22 protein-coding genes and 1 tRNA gene are annotated in these 17,539 nt (G+C 59.3%); 13 read left to right on the forward strand and 10 right to left on the reverse strand.

Going from position 1 to position 17,539, the window contains the following annotated elements:
* The first annotated feature begins 20 nt into the window (after positions 1-20).
* The 5 genes from BLW25_RS02675 to BLW25_RS02700 all read left to right on the forward strand — a co-directional run bounded on the left by BLW25_RS02675 (position 21) and on the right by BLW25_RS02700 (position 4,578).
* On the forward strand, positions 21-335 hold the full coding sequence (locus tag BLW25_RS02675; RefSeq protein ID WP_143040422.1) for a hypothetical protein: 315 nt from the start codon (positions 21-23) through the stop codon (positions 333-335).
* A complete protein-coding gene (locus BLW25_RS02680) occupies positions 332-1,738 on the forward strand; it encodes a DUF6638 family protein (RefSeq protein ID WP_216279318.1) in 1,407 nt (468 codons plus the stop codon). The genes BLW25_RS02675 and BLW25_RS02680 overlap by 4 nt, the downstream gene beginning before the upstream one ends.
* A gap of 139 nt (positions 1,739-1,877) precedes the next feature.
* The gene (locus BLW25_RS02685) at positions 1,878-2,147 is read left to right on the forward strand and encodes a hypothetical protein (RefSeq protein ID WP_249498842.1); all 270 of its coding nucleotides are present in this window, start codon (positions 1,878-1,880) and stop codon (positions 2,145-2,147) included.
* A gap of 4 nt (positions 2,148-2,151) precedes the next feature.
* Positions 2,152-2,823: a DUF1523 family protein gene (locus BLW25_RS02690; RefSeq protein WP_092896089.1), complete on the forward strand. Its 672-nt coding sequence runs from the start codon at positions 2,152-2,154 to the stop codon at positions 2,821-2,823.
* 1,681 nt (positions 2,824-4,504) lie between these two features.
* Positions 4,505-4,578: transfer RNA gene (locus BLW25_RS02700), tRNA-Cys, on the forward strand.
* A gap of 62 nt (positions 4,579-4,640) precedes the next feature.
* On the opposite strand, the gene BLW25_RS02705 is transcribed toward BLW25_RS02700, so the two are convergent.
* Positions 4,641-5,678, reverse strand: a complete 1,038-nt coding sequence (locus BLW25_RS02705; protein ID WP_253188523.1) for a tyrosine-type recombinase/integrase — start codon at positions 5,676-5,678, stop codon at positions 4,641-4,643.
* Between the two features lie 31 nt (positions 5,679-5,709).
* A complete protein-coding gene (locus BLW25_RS23850) occupies positions 5,710-5,973 on the reverse strand; it encodes a hypothetical protein (RefSeq protein WP_143040423.1) in 264 nt (87 codons plus the stop codon).
* On the opposite strand from BLW25_RS23850, the gene BLW25_RS02710 reads away from it, so the two are divergent.
* Positions 5,951-6,283: a DUF4143 domain-containing protein gene (locus BLW25_RS02710; RefSeq protein WP_253188180.1), complete on the forward strand. Its 333-nt coding sequence runs from the start codon at positions 5,951-5,953 to the stop codon at positions 6,281-6,283. The two genes, BLW25_RS23850 and BLW25_RS02710, sit on opposite strands and share 23 nt — an antisense overlap.
* A 3-nt stretch (positions 6,284-6,286) precedes the next feature.
* Here BLW25_RS02710 and BLW25_RS24855 read toward each other — a convergent pair whose 3' ends face one another.
* The 3 genes from BLW25_RS24855 to BLW25_RS02725 are packed head-to-tail and all read right to left on the reverse strand — an operon-like array spanning position 6,287 to position 7,666.
* The gene (locus BLW25_RS24855) at positions 6,287-7,213 is read right to left on the reverse strand and encodes an HK97 family phage prohead protease (RefSeq protein ID WP_253188182.1); all 927 of its coding nucleotides are present in this window, start codon (positions 7,211-7,213) and stop codon (positions 6,287-6,289) included.
* Positions 7,214-7,238: 25 nt separating this feature from the next.
* Positions 7,239-7,460, reverse strand: coding sequence for a hypothetical protein (locus BLW25_RS02720; RefSeq protein WP_092896093.1), 222 nt, complete (start codon positions 7,458-7,460; stop codon positions 7,239-7,241).
* A gap of 2 nt (positions 7,461-7,462) precedes the next feature.
* Positions 7,463-7,666 (reverse strand): HNH endonuclease, encoded by a 204-nt coding sequence (locus BLW25_RS02725; RefSeq protein ID WP_092896095.1) that lies wholly within the window; start codon positions 7,664-7,666, stop codon positions 7,463-7,465.
* 29 nt (positions 7,667-7,695) lie between these two features.
* Here BLW25_RS02725 and BLW25_RS24210 point away from each other — a divergent pair, with 29 nt between their 5' ends.
* Positions 7,696-7,860 carry a hypothetical protein gene (locus BLW25_RS24210; RefSeq protein ID WP_171909430.1) on the forward strand — a complete coding sequence of 55 codons (165 nt, stop codon included), beginning with the start codon at positions 7,696-7,698 and terminating at the stop codon, positions 7,858-7,860.
* A 79-nt stretch (positions 7,861-7,939) separates the two neighbouring features.
* On the opposite strand, the gene BLW25_RS02735 is transcribed toward BLW25_RS24210, so the two are convergent.
* Positions 7,940-8,215, reverse strand: coding sequence for a hypothetical protein (locus tag BLW25_RS02735; RefSeq protein ID WP_092896097.1), 276 nt, complete (start codon positions 8,213-8,215; stop codon positions 7,940-7,942).
* A 390-nt stretch (positions 8,216-8,605) separates the two neighbouring features.
* On the opposite strand from BLW25_RS02735, the gene BLW25_RS02740 reads away from it, so the two are divergent.
* From BLW25_RS02740 to BLW25_RS02755, 4 genes are all read left to right on the forward strand, one after another.
* Positions 8,606-8,923 (forward strand): plasmid mobilization protein, encoded by a 318-nt coding sequence (locus tag BLW25_RS02740; protein ID WP_092896099.1) that lies wholly within the window; start codon positions 8,606-8,608, stop codon positions 8,921-8,923.
* Entirely contained in the window at positions 8,920-9,342 is a 423-nt protein-coding gene (locus tag BLW25_RS02745) for a hypothetical protein (RefSeq protein WP_092896101.1), read from the forward strand. Before BLW25_RS02740 ends, BLW25_RS02745 begins: the two co-directional genes overlap by 4 nt.
* Positions 9,339-9,644, forward strand: coding sequence for a relaxase/mobilization nuclease domain-containing protein (locus BLW25_RS02750; RefSeq protein WP_092896103.1), 306 nt, complete (start codon positions 9,339-9,341; stop codon positions 9,642-9,644). The genes BLW25_RS02745 and BLW25_RS02750 overlap by 4 nt, the downstream gene beginning before the upstream one ends.
* 222 nt (positions 9,645-9,866) lie before the next feature.
* Positions 9,867-10,993, forward strand: a protein-coding gene (locus BLW25_RS02755; protein WP_092896105.1) for an IS3 family transposase whose coding sequence is annotated in 2 segments (ribosomal slippage) — positions 9,867-10,131 and positions 10,131-10,993 — 1,128 coding nt in all. Because the reading frame shifts where the segments join, the coding sequence is not laid out codon by codon here.
* A 727-nt stretch (positions 10,994-11,720) separates the two neighbouring features.
* On the opposite strand, the gene BLW25_RS02760 is transcribed toward BLW25_RS02755, so the two are convergent.
* Positions 11,721-12,236, reverse strand: coding sequence for a hypothetical protein (locus tag BLW25_RS02760; protein WP_092896107.1), 516 nt, complete (start codon positions 12,234-12,236; stop codon positions 11,721-11,723).
* Positions 12,237-12,312: 76 nt separating this feature from the next.
* Between BLW25_RS02760 and BLW25_RS02765 the strand changes: the two genes are divergently transcribed.
* On the forward strand, positions 12,313-12,672 hold the full coding sequence (locus tag BLW25_RS02765; RefSeq protein WP_143040424.1) for a hypothetical protein: 360 nt from the start codon (positions 12,313-12,315) through the stop codon (positions 12,670-12,672).
* A gap of 287 nt (positions 12,673-12,959) precedes the next feature.
* On the opposite strand, the gene BLW25_RS02770 is transcribed toward BLW25_RS02765, so the two are convergent.
* From BLW25_RS02770 to BLW25_RS02780, 3 genes are all read right to left on the reverse strand, one after another.
* A complete protein-coding gene (locus BLW25_RS02770) occupies positions 12,960-13,676 on the reverse strand; it encodes an FkbM family methyltransferase (RefSeq protein ID WP_092896111.1) in 717 nt (238 codons plus the stop codon).
* Entirely contained in the window at positions 13,676-14,491 is an 816-nt protein-coding gene (locus BLW25_RS02775; RefSeq protein WP_092896113.1) for a hypothetical protein, read from the reverse strand. Before BLW25_RS02775 ends, BLW25_RS02770 begins: the two co-directional genes overlap by 1 nt.
* Before the next feature lie 159 nt (positions 14,492-14,650).
* Positions 14,651-16,633: a glycosyltransferase family 2 protein gene (locus BLW25_RS02780; RefSeq protein WP_253188185.1), complete on the reverse strand. Its 1,983-nt coding sequence runs from the start codon at positions 16,631-16,633 to the stop codon at positions 14,651-14,653.
* A 211-nt stretch (positions 16,634-16,844) separates the two neighbouring features.
* On the opposite strand from BLW25_RS02780, the gene BLW25_RS02785 reads away from it, so the two are divergent.
* Entirely contained in the window at positions 16,845-17,534 is a 690-nt protein-coding gene (locus tag BLW25_RS02785) for an FkbM family methyltransferase (protein WP_092896115.1), read from the forward strand.
* Positions 17,535-17,539 lie beyond the last annotated feature (5 nt).

Raw genomic sequence — 17,539 nt, forward strand, 5'->3', positions numbered from 1 at the left:
ATTCAGGTGAATTCGAAAGCATGGTGATCTGGGCGATCATCGCTTTGATCTGGCTGGCTTTGACCTTTATGGTCTTGCGGGCTTTGCCGGGGATGCGAGGCGGGATGCGGGTCGGGGGATATGTTCTCGGTGTATTTATGACGGCAACGGCAGCGGCCCCGGCCTGGTTTTTTGTCATGCTGATGCTGTTTGCGATGGGCAGCTCCGGGCCGGAAGGTCCGGTGGGGATCGGTGGACCAGCCATCGTTTCCGGAATTGTTCTTGGCATTATCTCCGGCCTCGTCATCTGCACGGTTGCGAACAAAAGGCGCCCGACTGAGGGGCGCCAATCATGAAGCGTCTCATCGAAAAAGGGCTGATGTATGGAAATCTGATCGAGGTTTCCTCGCCCCAGCTTGTGGCCCGCTATAACCGTGCGCTGAAGGCATTGATCGGGCGCGAAACAAGCCTGACAGATTTCCATATCGACCTGTCGGGGTTCTCACCCGAGATCGGGGATGAATTCAATGATCCTTGGTATCTCAACCCGAATGGGGCAAACCGGCAATTCATCCTGCTGACCACAGCGCAGAAATCTGCGCCTTTGCTGAATATCCGCTTCTCGACCTCGCGCGGCATTCTTGTGCAATTCATCGAGGCCAATGAGGCGCAGCTTTTTGCCCTTACCGCTCGCGATGTCGTGGCGGGTGAATTGCAGGGATCGGTCTTTTCGGTCGAAAAACCCGAACAATTGTTCCGGATGCGCCGCGTTACGGTCGAGGCCGATACGATCGGCGGCCATGTCGCCGATGCGGAAAAGCTCACGACCCTGATTGAGCGGTTCCGGGCCGAGCCCGATGGCTGGCGCGACGAGGCGCTGATCGCAGAGATGATCGCGCTGGCCGCGCGCACCGGCGATGTGACGCGGGTGCCGATCAATTTGCCGGCGATGACCTTTGAGCAGCCCGATTTCTGGTCGGCCCTGTTTGGCGGCATCTATATCTTTCAGGGGCAGAAGTTTCCCGCCGCCATCACCCGCCGTCCGATGATGGAATTCGGCACACTGCCCATCGCGCAGGTGATGGATTTCAGCCATCGCAACCACATTGCCGACTGGCTGGAACGCAATCAGCTGGTCGAACCTGTAGTGCAGTCGCGCAGTGGTGGACCGGGCGGCGCCGGGGCAGGGGCGATCCTCCGGCAGAAGATGGATTTCATCCTGATCAGCATTGCCGATCAGCTGGGGTTCGAGGTCGGAACGGCGCGGCGGACCGAATTGCGCAAGCTGGCTTATCGTCTGGGCGAGGCGCTGCCCGAGGAATTCCTCGGTCTTGCTGCCATGCTGTCCTGGGTGGAAGCGGCCGGACCCTGGCCCCGCATTTCCAGCGAACATCCGGCCTATTTCTACACGATCCGCGCCCGACCCGGCCCGGATCGCGATCTGGTCAATATGCTTCTCTCAGAGCTTTCCGTGCTGGATATCCGCCAGCTCTTCATCACCCATAAAGAGCGGTTTTATGAGGAATATCGCGGCTGGTCCGAGGTAAAGCGGCAATATGTGGTCGATTTTCTCGAACGTGAATATATGGTCGACAAGGAGGGCGCGCGTGAGACATTGTTCGGACCAGAGCCGAAAATGGACGAGCTTGCGCGACCCGAGATGAGAACCGGGATGGGATCAGGGACGCCGAGCGGTACAGGTACCGGATTGCAGGGGAGCCGCAGACCCGCGGGACCATGGGGCAGAGCCCTCTCCTGAGATGGGCGCCAGACTGCAGGCCGGGAAGGCAGACGAGGGCGCCGGGTCACAGGAGCAGGGGTGCCGCGCCGGATCACGAAGCCGGAGCATTTGGCCAGAGGGGGAGGCGCAGGATGCAGAACGGAGATCGGGACACCTTATGATCATCGGCTGGATCAGACTTGCTTTCTTCATGCTGATCGGCCTGACGATCGCCTATTTTCTCGCATCGGTCTATTCCCGCTCGGTCCGGCGCGAAAAGCTTGAAAAGCACTGGGACGCGCGCGCCCTGGAAGGCGACCGCACCGCCTTTATCGAGCGCGGGATGCAGGCCTATCAAAGGGGGCTGAAACGGCGGCTCTTATGGCTTATCTATATCCTGCCCATGGTCGCCTTTAACGCGATCTTCTTTTATGTGAACTGGTTCTGACCCTATGCGCTACGTCAAATGGACCCTCTGGCTGGCTGTCATTCTTCTGGTGGGCAGCTTCCTGCATTACAATTTGCCGCAACATGACATTGTGCGCATTGTCGGTACCGAGAACCGCCGCGTTGATATTGGCGAAAACTCCCTGTTCTGGAGCCGGGCAGAGGTTGGCATGACCAACTCCACCTCGCGCGATGTGTTCTTTATCAATGCCGTGACGCCTGGTGGCAGCCCGATGGAATATCGCAACGAGGATACCGGCTGGGGCTGGCCGCCCTATTTCAAGATCGACAGTTTCGGGCTGCAGACGCGGGCAAAGGATCTTGTCTCGACCCCCGCCGACCCGATTTGGGTCGAGGTCACGCATTACGGCTGGCGCAACAAATTCTTTACCATCTTCCCCAATGCAGTTTCGGCCAAGCGGGTCGCGGGTCCGGATGTGACCGTGATCCCCTGGGTCTCGATCGTGATCCTTCTGGTGCTGGCCTTCCTTTTGTTCATGCTTCGCCGCATGTGGATGCAGTTTCGCGAGCGGATGATCGACCCGGCCATGGTCAGGGCCGAACAGGCTTTCGACCGTGTCGATGCCGGAGTTGATGACATGCGGGCGGGGGCCAAGGGCATCTGGGGCAGGCTGCGCGCCTGGCTCAACAGCTGGAAATCTAAGCCGCGGCGCTGACGGGCAGGCGGCTTTCCGCGGCCCCGCCCAGTGCCTGGTTTGACGCCGGACCGTGGGCGAGATGGGGGCGCTGTCAGATCCCGTCTTCGACGCCTTCAACCGCGATCCGCGCCTTGCTGAGATTGGCGGCGCTGAGATCAACTGCCACATAAAGGAATACCAGCGGGTTCGAGGCCAGCGGGCGGATCAGGTGGAACTGGTCTCCCTGCGTTTGGTGCGAACGACTTCAGTATTGGCGGCAGCCGCAGTGTCGATGTCGAATCTCGCCGATTTTACTTCTGAGAGGTTCTGTCGGACCGCTCGTTGCTGGGCTGCGAACCATGTGGGCAGTGGGCGGATAAGCGAAGTCTTCTGCACGGGCTTCGTTACGGGCGCGATAGACGTCTCGGGCTTTGCATTCGGTTCTCTGTGTAGAGAAGAAGCACTCCATTGCAGAATTATCCCGGACCTTGCCCGCACGGCTCGAGCTCGCAGCCAGTGGAAGTCTGGAGGCTCTGGCCTGGCGCTGACGAGGGCCGTTTTCTGAATTCTGAACCGACGCTGGCGGCGCCGGCCAGCGGCGTTCCGACGCTATAGCTCAAGCGCAAAGCCGCCGGGGCAAAGAAGCCACGTGTTGGGCCGATCTGTGTAGCAGAGGTCGCGCCGCTGCTGGTCACCTGCGGCAGGTACTTATCCGTCTTTCCCCCGCGCCACGTGTCAGGCCAAGGAGGCGTCAGGAAGCATCAAAGAAACGGGGCGCCCCATTCCCTGAGCGCCCCGCAAGTCCAACAGGGAAAACGACGATCCGATGTGGTCCATCGGTTGTCACGGGGAAAACCAGCAGACAGCGATCTGGTTCCCTGAGAGATGTGATGACGCTGCGGAAAACATGAGAATAAGCAAGATGACGCCATTGGAGATCAGCCTGCCCGACGCGGCGGCTGGCCGATGTGAAAGGCACTGACCTGTTGTCCCGCCGCGCGCCAGCGCTGACCAACAGATGGACACGGTCGATGCTGGGATTTTCGACGACCCATATTTGCGACGCTCTGCTCTCAGCGTGCTTCCGCCCGACACCAAAAGACGGCGTACACTGCGATGGATCGCGACTGGCGCGGGCTGATCACGCGGCGGCACTGGCGGTCTCGCCGGATGACCGGGCGGTGGTGAACATGGCCCGGCTGACAGCCCTGTTGAGGCAAGGCGCCAGGTCTGATCCCGCTTTCGTGGCGACAGGTCAGATACCATTCCGCAGTGGTCGCTCCATACCCATAAGTGCTGCCTGAGCTTGACCGCGCAGCCGGCGGCACGGGCAAACTCAGGCAGCACAGATGGCGCGTCCCCGGCGCCTGCCGACGCGACATAGCGCGCGCGGCTTGATTTGCCTGATCGTCCTCTCCTGACACAGGTAAGTTGGGTGCTTTCGGGCAGGGGGTCAGATGAGTGGGCATGGACGACCAGGGAATTGGTCTTATCATTGTTCATTGTATGTTCGCGTCGCGCACTGGCTGTGCGCTCACCCGTTCCCGGCTCAGCGCGGATTGATTGCGGCTGACATCCGGATTGCAGACCCCTCGGGCAACCGGGAGCTTGTTGGCTCAAGAACAGAACAGGGCCAGAACGGGAATGTTGAGAACATTGTTGAGAGCGGGCCTTGCGGATTTTTCAATGGTCGTCTAAACGATTGATCAATCTGGACAACGGCGGGTTGGCGGAGAGGTTACGCAGCGGATTGCAAATCCGTGAAGACCGGTTCGATTCCGGTACCCGCCTCCAAATCTTTTCAATCACTTAGTTATCCTCTCGTTGCTGAACGGCATCGCCGTTTACAGTTGCGTTTACATTTCATCTTTTTTCGCGGCCTTTTTGGCGGCATCCAGTTTCTCCAAGACCTCATCCGTCTCGGCTGGTGAAACCATCGCATAATGCTCGATCACAGCCGATGCATGCTTCAGGCTCCAGCCCATGATGGTTGCGATCTGACGCAGTGACATGTCCAGATTGAGCAGTCTCGTGGCTGCCGTGCCCCGTGCGTCTTGAAGGCGCAGATCATATCCAAGCGCCGCAGGCGTCAGCCCCGCCTTGTCCCGCCACTGCCGAAGCCCTTCAGACGCGCGATGCTCCGTCAACGGTTTGCCGTTGGTGTTGGTCAGAATGAGGTCACGTCCTTCAGGCGTCGCATCAATCACTTCGGCCATAGCCTGCGTCACAGGGATGATCGCCATCTGATTCCTCTTGTTCGTCCGGATAACGATCCGCCGCCCCTTTTGTGTGTCCTCAATGTGCGCCCGCGACAAACGGATAAGATCCCCTACGGGTAGTCCGGTCTCGCACGCGGCGACCAGTAGCCTACATACCCAATCGGGAGCCTTTGCTATGACGGTTTCAATAAAGGCTGTGGTCCAGACAATGAGTGACCTATCTACCTCATACACCTTGGAAAATCCTCCACAGTAGTGAACACGGAGCTTGCCAGCTTCCTTCCACGCCCAGTTGAGAATCCGTGTCACAACCGTTCCCGAATAGTCGTACTGTCGCGGGGAATGCGCCCATGCTTTTCGCCATTCGTTCACCTCGGCACGCGCCTCCGGTTCCTCGAACATCTTTGCCGGGTCATCTTTGAAGGCCTCGGCAAACCGCAGACCCCAGAGCCGATAGTCCGCTTGGGACCGTGCCCCTCGAGGCATGTGAGGGCTGGACAGGAAGTCATCGACCATCGTTGCAGTCATATAGGATTGCTTGACTTGCGGGAGCTTCACAGCCTCTGCCAAGGCGGCGAAAAAGGCCGGATCGTCCGGATACCGCTGCGTCGAGGCCCAGAATTTCGGGCCACCGCGCCAAGCATAGAAATGGAATTTCGGCCCGTTGTTGGTCATGCGCCGCACGCAGTGAACTCCCTTTGGCAACCTAAAGCGCGCCATTGCGGGCTCTTCGCTGCATCACGAGACTCGTCGAAATGTTGGCTTCCGGCGTGGGCACCTGCAAACCTTGCGCCTGATCCAATCGACGCCGAACCAGTCTGGGATCGTACCAACCTCGCCGTCCCGGAACCGGCACGATCTTCATCGAGCAGCACCACATCCTGAAGGCATCGCTCGGTCCGGAGTAGCCGAAGGCGCGGGCCAGATCGGCGGCAGAAATCAAGCTGATGCTTTCGACCGCGGCGCTCATTCGTGGCCCCTCCAACCCTTTGAAGTCGGCTCAACTGTTCTCGCGGCGAGGTAGTCCTCTATTCTACCGCAGTGGCGCAGGGGCCGAGGTCGATCTGGTCCTGACCCTGCCGGGCGGCGCGGTTTGGGCCATTGAGGTCAAGCGCAACCTCGCCCCCAAGGTCGAGCGCGGCTTCCATTCGGCCTGCGAAGACCTGCAACCCGAACGGCGGATCGTGATCTACCCGGGCACCGAGGCTTTCCCGCTGCCGAACGGGATCGAGGTCATCTCGCTGCACCAACTGGGCCAGGACCTTCTGGCGCTGCGCTGAGGATCACTCCCGCGCCACCACCCGGAACATCCGCCCATTGTAGTGGGCGCGATCAGACAGGCCCGCCGCCCGCCATGGCCGGATTTCCTGCCCTTCCGGCACGACAATGGTGATGCGGGATCGGGTTTCAACCAGTTGGATGCCGAGCCGGTCGCGAAGATCGGCAAACTCCTCCAGCTCCGCCACCAGCCTGTCACGTTCACCCGTCAGTTCCGACAGCTCGACACCGGCCACCGCGATGCGCCGCTCAATCTCACCCTGTTGGGCCGACAACTCCTCATGCAGGCGGGCAATCGCGCGCTGGCCTTCCTCACGGGCGCGCAGCAGCTCGGATGCATTCGCAGCGCGGATCGTATCGGCCTCCAGACCGGCCTTGTCGATCAGCCGCACGCCGCCCCATATCGCCAACGCAATGATCGCAGCGGCGGCGAAACATGCACCGCCAAGGGCGATCCATGCCCATCGGGCTTGCCGCCGCAGCAAAGCCGCGTTGGCGTCGATCTGTTCACCAAGAGCCTGATGGCGCTGATCAATTTCCTCGGCAGCCTGTAACGCTTCGGCGGCGAGCTTCCCAGCATTGGAAAATTCCAGAACCCGGTCGATGAATTCACCCTCCAGCATCGTCCTGATGCCGTCTGCATGTTCCGTAAGCGCGGATTTCTGGTGATCCAGCTCGGCACCCGCCTGCATCTTTGCCAGGGAGAGGGTTCCCGCCGCGCGGGATGCGAGGGGTTTTTCCCAGTCGTGACCGGCCAGCAGGTGAATGTCCTCGCCCGCCTCGATCCGGTCAGAGAAGGCCAGAGCGGCGAAGATCTCCCGCCGCCCGGGTGCAAGCTCGGTTTCCGCGCCATAGGGGAACGCCGCCCGAAGGTGGGTTGCCCCACCCTCGCTGCGCAATTCCAGCCCGCCGAGAGACGCACCCCAGAGCATTATTCCGCCGCCAACTGCAGGCCGGTCAGCAGCTGCAGCGCGTTTCCAGCTCGGCACCGGCGGCGCGGCGTTCGGTGCTTTCCGAGGTCAGGGCGGCACGGAAACGGACTTCATTGGACTGAAACTCTTTGTCCAGCTCATCCATTTCCTTGGTTTCGTCCTCGGTCGGCTTTTCCTTGCCAGCGAGGTTTGCCAGCTTCTGGCGGATCTCCGATTGGCGACGGGTGATTTTGACGGATTCCAGCATGTTTACTCCTTAGCCGGGGTTGCGGGTTCCGCTGCCAGATCGGCAACGGCATCAGCCCAAGCACGTTGCTCGGGGTCGTTTCGGACGGGCGCGAAGCCCATTTCTTTGCGGGTTTTCGAGGCATGGCAGCGGCTGCACAGCGCCTGGAGGTTTGCCGGGTCGAATGCCCGGTCAGGGGCTTTGCGCACCGGCTGAATGTGGTCGATTTCGAGGCGCCCTTTTCGGGTGGGTAGCTATGATCGGAGGCTATCAGCCCGCTCAGAAATGGCTTAAGGATCGCAAGGGCCGCGCCTTGGGCTTTGATGACGTGAAACACTATCGGGCGATCATCAAAATCCTGCTGGAAACATCGCAGATCATGGGCACAATCAGCATGACGCTGGATGCCTCCACGATATAGCGGAAACAAAAAAAGAGGGTGCGCGCTTTCGTGCCCCCTTTATGCTATGATAAAGCAAGGTGGAGTATTTCAGCCTCGTCTATCGGGCCACGATTCCGGCGATGATGGATAATATAATCCCACCCGCCGCCACCACGTTCGCAATAGCCCGGATGGCGGGCATCAGCGGTTTGGGCCTGACTATGGCCTGCACCAGTGCGACCAATCGCCGTGAAGCCCCCAGTCTTGTAAGGTCGGCATCATTGGCAATGGTATCGGCAAGAAGAACCAAAGCCTCATCTCGAATGTGCAACCCGCGCACACGGTAGTCGTTGAGGATATCGGATAGGTCTGGGATCATAAGGGCAAGCCCCATAGCCTCATCCCTGATCGCGTCGATATCCTGCCACCTCCCCGATTCATCAATGACGAGAAGTGAAAGATGAAATGCCTCGTGCCTGGCTGTGTTCCGCAGGGAGTCATCGTCCTGTGGCCAAAGCAGGCTTATCGAATTATTATTGCAAGTTCTGAGCAGTCCCGGATTCGATTTTTCATCGAAATATTTTAGCCGATGCCAAATTCCAGAAATTTTGGCTATGCTCTACCAAATCTGCATGTGTCGTATGAATCCCGGCCCCATGCCTTGTTTCCATAAATACGCCAACTTATAATAGTGAGATATGGTATCAAGATCAGCAAGAAATGTTTTTACCGGACAAATGCCGGATAAAACTCGCCTACGGATATAAAGGGTAAGGATGGTGCTATGGTCGCACGACCGCATCGCATTGAATTTCGGGCCGCGCCCGAAGAATGGCGATCCGTCAATGAAAAGGCAAAACGGATCGGAATGCCTGTGGCAACTTATGCGCGGCATTCTGCCTTGATGCAGCCGATGCCCGAGCAATCAACTAGGATCGACGCCGAGGCCGTCGCCGCGCTCAATCGGCTCGGCGGCAATCTCAATCAAATTGCCAAAAGTGCGAACGGACGTGGCCTGACTCCGCAACAGGTGCAGGCCTTGGCCATCCTTGGGCGCAAGATCAATGACACCGTGAATAGCCTGAAAGGACTGATGAAATGACCGCATTTCCCGTTACAATCCCCAAATCTCTTGAAAAATATGCCGCTGAAGCCGAGCGGGCAGTGGTCGCGGTATCCCGCGAGCTAAAGGTTCATATTGCCTGCGAGCAGGAGTGCTTCCGGTCGTTGATGGCAACGACATCCAGCGAGGAAATCAGAAAGGCGATCTATATCGTCAGTGAAGATGGCGCGTGCGACCTCCTGAGTTTCGCAAAGGACAACTGGATTCGCGCTGAGAACGACATGTTTCAGCGGGGTGGCGGCATCGACATATGCGACATGAATGTCATCTATGTCGGATCAAGCGACGCAAAGGAGGCCTTGACCGAGTTTGCGATCCTGATCGGGTCACATAGCGTCATGAACACTATTTCCATTCCGGCGGAACGGGCGCGAGAAATGGCCCTGAGGCGATCATGATTGCAAAGATCAGTAAGGGTAGTGATTTTTCAGGACTGGCGCGATACTTGACCAAGAACGAGCGCGGGAATGTCCTCGCGCTCGACAACCTGTCATCGGATACGCCCGATGATGCGGCGGGCGAAATGCAAGTTGCGGCGGCGGTGTCGCGTCGCACGAAAAGCCCGGTCATGCATGTAGTGGTCAGCTATGCTCCGGGTGAGAAGCCTACCGATGACCAGATGCGCGCCGATGGACGTGAGGTTTTGCGCGAACTGGGCTTGTCGGAAAACCAAGCGGTGGTGATCGCCACAATGCTCTGACGCGCAGGAGGCGCCTTTGACTGACATAACGCCGCCCGATCCCGGCCTGATTGCAACCATCAACCAATTCATCGGCGGGGCCGCGACTGCGCTGCTGGCCGCGTTCTCTGGTCGCGCGATGTATCACGCGGGCGAAGTCCGGGCCCGGCGCCGGTGGAATGCGCCCACTGAAGTGGTCCAGCCACAGGGATATGCTTATCCCGTTTTCAGGAGGACCAGATTATGGCTGGCAAGCGAGAGAAGCCCGAAGCTATCGTTCTGAAGCTGCGGCAAGTTGAAGTGCTGCACGGCCAGGGCAAGTCGGTCTCTGATGCTGTGCGACAGATCGGAGTGACGGTGCAGACCTATTATCGATGGCGCAAGGAATACGGCGGTATGAACCGCGATCAGCTCAAGCGGCTGAAGGATCGTGAGGCGGAGAACCAGCGGCTCAGGCGAGCGGTTTCGGATCTGCCCCCGGACAAGATGATTTTGGCTGAGGCTGCCCGGGGAAACTTTTGAGCCCTTCGCGCCGCCGCCAATGCATCGACCATGTGCGGCAGCCCCTGCGGATTTCCGAACGCCGGGCCTGTCGCACGCTGGGTCAGCACCGATCTACGCAGCGCAAAGTGCCCTGCGGCCTGGCCGATGAAGAGCGGCTGACCGAGGACATCATCGAGCTGGCGCGAGAGTTCGGGCGATATGGCTACCGCATGATCACCGGCATGCTGAACAACAGCGGCTGGCATGTGAACCATAAACGGGTCGAACGGATCTGGCGGCGGGAAGGGCTGAAAGTCCCGCAAAAGCAGGCCAGGAAGGGGCGGCTTTGGCTGAACGATGGCTCTTGCGTTCGGCTGAGGCCGGAGCGCCCCAATCACGTCTGGTCCTGTGATTTCGTCCAGGACCGGACCCGGGATGGGCGGATCTTCCGCACGCTCAACATCATCGACGAGTTCACGAAGGAAGCACTGGTGATCCGCGTCAAGCGCAAGCTAAACTCGACCGACGTTGTCGACGCCCTGACTGATCTGTTCATCCTGCGCGGCCCGCCCGAGTTCATAAGGTCCGACAATGGCGCCGAATTCATTGCCAAAAAGGTGCAGGCATGGATCGGGGCGGTGGGTGCCAAAACGGCATTCATTGCGCCAGGATCACCGTGGGAGAACGGCTACTGCGAGAGTTTCAACGCCCGGTTCCGGGACGAAATGCTCAACGGCGAGGTCTTCCACACCCTGCACGAGGCACAGATCCTGATCGAAAGGTGGCGACGGCACTACAACACCGTCAGGCCCCACAGCGCTCTGAACTACCGGCCACCGGCCCCAGAGACCTTCGTGCAAATGGACCACAGGCCGACAATGCACTAACATTCAAACCGGACCACTCAGTGGGGGCATTCCAAAGTATGCTTCGATTGTGCCGAACAAAGTTCGACACAACGGCTCGTGCCGAGCCGGATCATCCAGATGAAGCGTGAAGGTGATGCAGCGTTTATCCAGATCAGCGAAGCTGGTCATTCCAGATGCAGTTACTGCTAACGATTCATGACTCAGATCATACTTCCAGAATGAAGTTGATTGTGAATTATAATTAAAATTCAATGATTTGATTCTTTCAGACATTATGTGGTCATCGCCCGAAAAAGGGCATTGCGGTCGCGTGTAAAAGAGGCTTTGGAGTCCGGCTCAGGGGACGCCGCAGCATCCCCAATCTTGCCCTCACTGCCGCAAGACGAAGCCCAGAGAAGGACCGTCACCGTGGTCGGCGGCGGTCGTTTCTGAGGCAAGGCTGCGTTCCCGCAGTTCCCTGACTATCATCATGATGATGGCACTGGTTACCTGAAAAGCCTTTCCCGCTGTAGAAGTTCGTCGGCACCGATCACAGCCCGAAAGAGCGGGCGCAGGCGTTCCACGACGCATGGGGCAAGATCGACAGGGCCTTGGAACGCGGGTTGCAGGGGAATTCAGGCCGGACGCTTTCGGTGTCGTAAAACCGAAACCAACAAGACCAGCAGATAAGTTGGTACCCATACAATGGTGAGAATTACACCTGTCGTAATTCCGATTGAAGCACCGCCATCGGTAGCAAACCCCGCTATTGCCGAAATGACTGCAATAACCCCCATCCCGAGTAGAAAATTTTCACCTTTTTTGACGTCTGTTTTGTTACGGGAGGAGTGAGTGGGGGGATGCTGGTGCTGCCTTGTAGATCTGGTGGGGGCGCTGATTTCACCATATCGCTATTCTTGGCACGCGTTATGGCGTCATCGAGAAGCGCAGTGTTCCCCTTGTCAGTCTCCTCTATCGCAATGTAGTGACCATCCGAAAAATGGATCAAGTAGGATCCGGTCTTCCTTCTTCGCCCGCCGATTGCGGGTCCTGCGATAAGCCCGACCCCGCCAGTCAGTACGTCCCCGATGATTGCCCCTGCGGCGGCTTTTCCTGCGGATCTGTATGCATCCACGTCGATGGGAACAATGCTTACTAAGTTGGTCGCGTCATATTCCGTCCTGGTTTTCCCGGAAGTCACCCGGATGCTGACTAGCTTGCCTGCAAAGCGGATTATTTCGATGGCGCCCAACTCTCGCGAGCTATCGATGAGCTTGGTCATTTACTAATCCTGCAATCAAATTTCCCTCGGTGAAAATGCTACGAGCCGGGGCCTACCGTATCAAGGGGTTATGGATATGGCTGCATCTGCAATCATCGGCGAACTCCGCGTCAACCTTGGGCTGGACAGCGCGCAATTCAGCAATGGACTGAAGCAGTCCAAGGATCAGATGGCCGGGTTCCTGAAGGAGATCCTGGCCATTGGGGCTAAGATCGGTGGAGCGTTGGCGGCGGCCTTCTCAGTCAGAGCCATTGGTCAGGCCGCAGACGCATGGTCGGACATGTCGTCGCGCGTGGGTGTTGCGGTTGGCAATATGCAGGCCGCCCCCGAGATCATGGAGCGTATTCACCAGATCGCACAAATGACCTATTCGCCGTTGCAACAGACGGCGGACAGGTTTGCAGAGAACAATGCGGCGCTGAAAGGGCTTGGCTAGCGTTTGAACTTCGACCGCTTCGGCTTGTCATCCTTCCATTCCAAAGAGAGGATCGCACCATCAAACCGTGGGATCAAACATCTAGTGCCATTTGCGGCATCATTCATGGGACGGGAAGACCGTGGCCTGCCAGACCACCTTTAGGCGAAAGCAGGGGCAATCCTGCGCTGGATGATCGAAGGGGCAGCGAGATGACCTGCGCATCCCTGCCAGCGTTGAACAGGCTTCCGGCGACTACCTCGATGCCGAAGACGTCCACATCTGGTTTGCCCGGCTCACGGTGACGCTCAGATCCAGTCGAGATTAACATGGGTTGGCGGATATGCCTCTGCCACGCGCCGGCGCAGGTCGCGAAATCTCTGACGCAGTTCGGGGAACTTGCGCTCATGCGTCTCGGCCACGAGGCTGTTGACCCGGTCGAAAAGCCCGTCTCGCTCCATGGTCTCAAGGATTTCCAGCTCTGCACCCTCGATATCGAGCTTGAGGAAGCGGATCTGCCCCTTGTCGCGCAGGAAGGCGGGGAAGTCGATCAGCTGCACCTCGACGGAATTTCCTTCATCAATGCCGCGCCCGCCATCGAGGATGGTGTTTTTCACAGAGGCCCCCACCGGATTGGCGTCGAAATTCCCGGCGCGCATCAGACGGACGGTGCCGGCGCGGGTGCCGACAGCGGCATTGATCAGCGTGACATTCGCGGTGGCACCGAATTTTTGCTGCAGCGCCGCAAAGCAATCCGGATCGGGTTCAAAGGCGATCACATCGGCGCCGGTGGCGGCAAGCTGTTCCGTCACCACGCCCATATTGGCGCCACAATCCACCGCCAGATCCCCCGGCCGCAGCATGGCGCAGATGCCGGTCAGATAGCCCTCGGCCCAGGCCTTGCGCATATTCCGCTTCTGGCGGCGGATCATTATCTCAGCCCGCTGTTCTGCCTTTGACTTCGGCGCGCTCTCTTCGGCGACAGGCGCGACCTCAGGCGGCGCGGCTTTCCTGCGCGCGGCCATTACTCTTCCAGCGCCTTTGACGGATCGACACCGATCTCTTCGCACATCCGCGCGGCATAGGAATTCGCGAGCGGCACGTTCTTGCGCCACCAGGGCCTGGTGCCATTGGTATAGAGATGCACCGAGAGCGTCTTATCGGTGAAATGCCCCTCGACCCGGCCATAGGGGTCGTAAAAGACGTCATTCAGCTGGAAGGGCACCGGGTAGAGCACATCCGGGCTGAGCGCCTTTTCATAATCGCCGGTCTGTTGGGCGAAATATGTAAAGGCCTGGGGGCCAAAGGCGGTGCGTTCCGCGTTGTAGATGCGCACGGCCTGGGGCAGGGCGCTGTCCTGTTTCTCGATCCGTTTGCGCTGCTGTTTGTTGAACCAGGCCGGCGCCTCGGGCAGGTTGTCGTAATAGTCGAGCAGCTGGTGGATCAGCTCGCCATCTTTCGGAATATAAACCACGCCACAATTCAGCGCTCCGCGGAAACCATGGCCGGCATAGATATTCTGCATCTCGTCGGGAAAGGGCTTGTGGCAATAGGCGTCACAGTCGATCCAGACCGCGTCGGTTTTCTGGATCATCTTGTAGCGGAAGACGTTCGACAGAAAGCTTTCCGAGGTCTGCGCGACGATGGACATGTCGATATCCATGATCTCGGTCGCGGGGCGGATCTCGATCCCTTCAGGGACATTCGAGACTTCTTCCGTGCAATAAAGCGTGGTCGGATGGCCGTGGCGCAGATGGCTCAGGAGACAAAGCTGGTTCAGGTAATGCAGGCGCGGGCCAATCCAGAGAGAGGCGACGGGGCGGCGTACTGGAGTCGACAAGGGCGGAACCTCAACCGTTATTGTTTCAATTCAGGATACAGTATTGCCGCATCCCCCCAACAGAGTCCTGCCCGGATCCTGGCTGGATTATTCCCGATCCACATCACGCGGCGAGGGTTTTCCTGTGGCGCAATGGTGGCGGGAAGGTGATTTTCCTTCTCAGACTGGGACAGGGGGGCCGCCGGCCGGGTTTTTCGCGATGCGGAACATTGTCAGCCCGGCATCAAAGCCGGGGGCGGCGATATAGCCGGCCTCCATCACCCTGGCATATTCCTCAAGCCGGTCGCGGCCAGCTTCGATCAGACGGCCATAGAGAAAGATCTGTGCCGGGCTGACGCGGGCGAGAATATCGGCGAGGCCATCGGGCGTTATGCGCGGATCGGCGAGCAAAAGCGCCTCCGGTGCGGTCCTGGTGATCATCTCAGTCAGGGGGCCATCTTCCAGGAGGCACAGCCTTTCCCCCTGGCGGCGCCCGTTTTGCGCCCAGACCAGATCCAGCACACGGCGCAGCTCCGGCTCACCCTCGCTCACGCTCAGATGCAGATCGGGGCGCAGGGCCGCGAGATGCGCGGCGAGAAACCCGATCCCGGCGCCGATCTCTGTCACTCTCGCGTCTCTGGGAAGGAGTTGCGGCAGGCGCCTGGCAAGGCCGCGATCGAATTTCCCTTTTGCGATCAGCGCTAGGCCGGGGGGCGAAAATACACCAGGATCAAGCGGCAGCAGCACGCCATGGTTCGCCACCCAATCCCCCGCATAACCCGGATTGGCGCGCGGCTGGCTGAGATACGCGCCCGAAGGCAGCGCCTCAACCGCCTCGCGCGGCGCGGATCTGCGCTTTTCACGGGCCGCCTCGTTGCGCGTCTTTTCGATATCGCTCATCAGCGCGGCGATCTTTTCCGGGTCGCGCGCCTGGGGCGGTTTGGCGACGATTTCCTGGATCGGCACCTGGCCCGCACGCGCCAGATCGGCGACCAGGGCGGCATAGGTCTCAGTCCCCCGGATCTCCGCCAGCCGCTGATCGACGCGTGCCAGCGCCGCGTCGTGCAGTTGCGCCAGCACCGGATCTTTCAGCAATTCGAGGATGATCTCATCGCGCCGCGCCGTGTAGCGCAGCATGGTGTCATCCCTGACCTCATTGCGGTCCTGGAGCGACCAGTAATCGGAATTATACTTATCTTTCTTATTGTTAACATTGCCGCGCAGCTTGCGGATCGCGTAAGAGTCGACCGATTTCACCGCATAATGATTGAGCTGCACCCAGTCATAACCGACCGTCCTGGTGATCGAACGCCAGCCGCGGAACTTGAAATAATCCTCCATCTCGCGGCCCGAGCCATTCAGCCACTTCACCTCATCGGCGAATCCGGCCTTGATGGCTTTTGTCTTCATCTTTGGGCGATGGATGCCAAGCTTCCAGTTTTCCGGATCGAACTTGAAAAGCGTCTTGACCCCCCAGCCCTTATTCCAGTCCTGCGGCGCGGCCAGCAGATATTGCTCGGATACAGGGGCGGTGGACCAGTCGACCACGCCGCCCGAGCCGAAGATGCGCCAGGTCACCACGATCCCGTTGGCGTCCTGGGCTTTGGCGGCGGCGATCAGATCATCCAGCGTGCCATCCCCGTAGCGGATCGAGAGAAATTCATCGGCATCAAACACCATCACCCAGTCGGAAAGGCCCACAACCGGCTCGTCCTGGGCATAATTCAGCGCCGAGGGCTGCGGGCGGATGCCTTCGGGAATGTCATTCCGGCGGTGATGGGCAAGCCCGAGTTCCTCCAGGCGGATCAGCATGTCATCGGTGCCGTCGGAACAATCATTGGTATAGACGACCAGATCCGAGAAGCCGACGGCAAGGTGATGCGCCACCCATTCGATCACATAGGGCCCCTCATCCTTCATCATCGAGACGGCGGTGACCTGGCCATGCGGGCTGGCATGGCGCTTCAATGCGAAGGGGACGGTCGCGAATATTTCCGAGGCGCCCCGGGGCAGGCCCGGACGCGCGTCCGGGGCGGGGGCGGCTTTGGCGGCCCGGGTCCTGCCCGGTTGCGCCCTGCCCGCAGCGGGCTTTGCTGCAGTTTTTTTCGCCGGACCCTTGCCGCCTTTTGCCTCCGGACCGGTCCCGGTTTTTGCCTCGCTCATCATAGCTCTCCTGCAGTCTGAGCCTGTTTAGCCTGACATTCCGGGCAGCGGTAAGGCGGGAAAGCTGAGAAATTTCGACCTGTCTTACGAACGGGCTTTGCCGGATTGCAGAACAATCGCCAGGTTTCGTATGGATTGCGCCCAACTGCCGCCATAGTCTTGGCCGTAACATCGGGCAGAGTGCAGTAACAAGAACACGGGCAGTGAAAGAATGACCGAGGCAACCCTTACCATCGTCGCAACCTGTCACGGTGTCGAAGTGCCCGATGCGCCCATTTTCGGGCCGAGTATGATCGAGGCGATGAACAACCACTGTTATGAGCGCCAGGAAATCGAATGTGGTCTCGCGGTGATCCCGAAAGGTGCACGGATCCTTGAGTTGGGGGCGGGGGCAGGGGTTGTCGGTGGGGTTCTGGCAAAGAACTGTGCGCCGGTTTCGATCCTGTCCATCGAGGCCAATCCGGGCCTGCTGCCCCATATCAACCGTCTTTACGCGCATAACGGGTTGCAGGATCTGATCTCGGTGCGCCATGCCGTGGTCTTGAGCGCGCCCGATGCGCCGGGGACAGTCACCTTCAACGTGGCGGGGAATTTCCTCGGCTCTTCGCTGACGGAACTGCCGGGCAAAAAGACCCGCGCGGTCGAGGTGCCGGTGCTGCGCTACAGTGATCTGACCAAAGAATACCCCCATGACACGATCATGATGGATATCGAGGGGGGCGAGCTGGATTTCCTGCGCCATGCCGATCTTTCGGCGGTGAATACCATCGTTCTTGAAATGCATAAGGCTATATACGGCCGCGAAGGAATGCAGGAATGCCGCAAGCATTTGCGTGCTGCCGGGCTGAGCTTTGACGAGGATCACAGTGCATCGCGCGTTCATGTCTGGCGCCGGGGCTGAACGTT

The sequence above is a fragment of the Rhodobacter sp. 24-YEA-8 genome (assembly GCF_900105075.1).
Classification (GTDB): Bacteria; Pseudomonadota; Alphaproteobacteria; order Rhodobacterales; family Rhodobacteraceae; genus Pseudogemmobacter.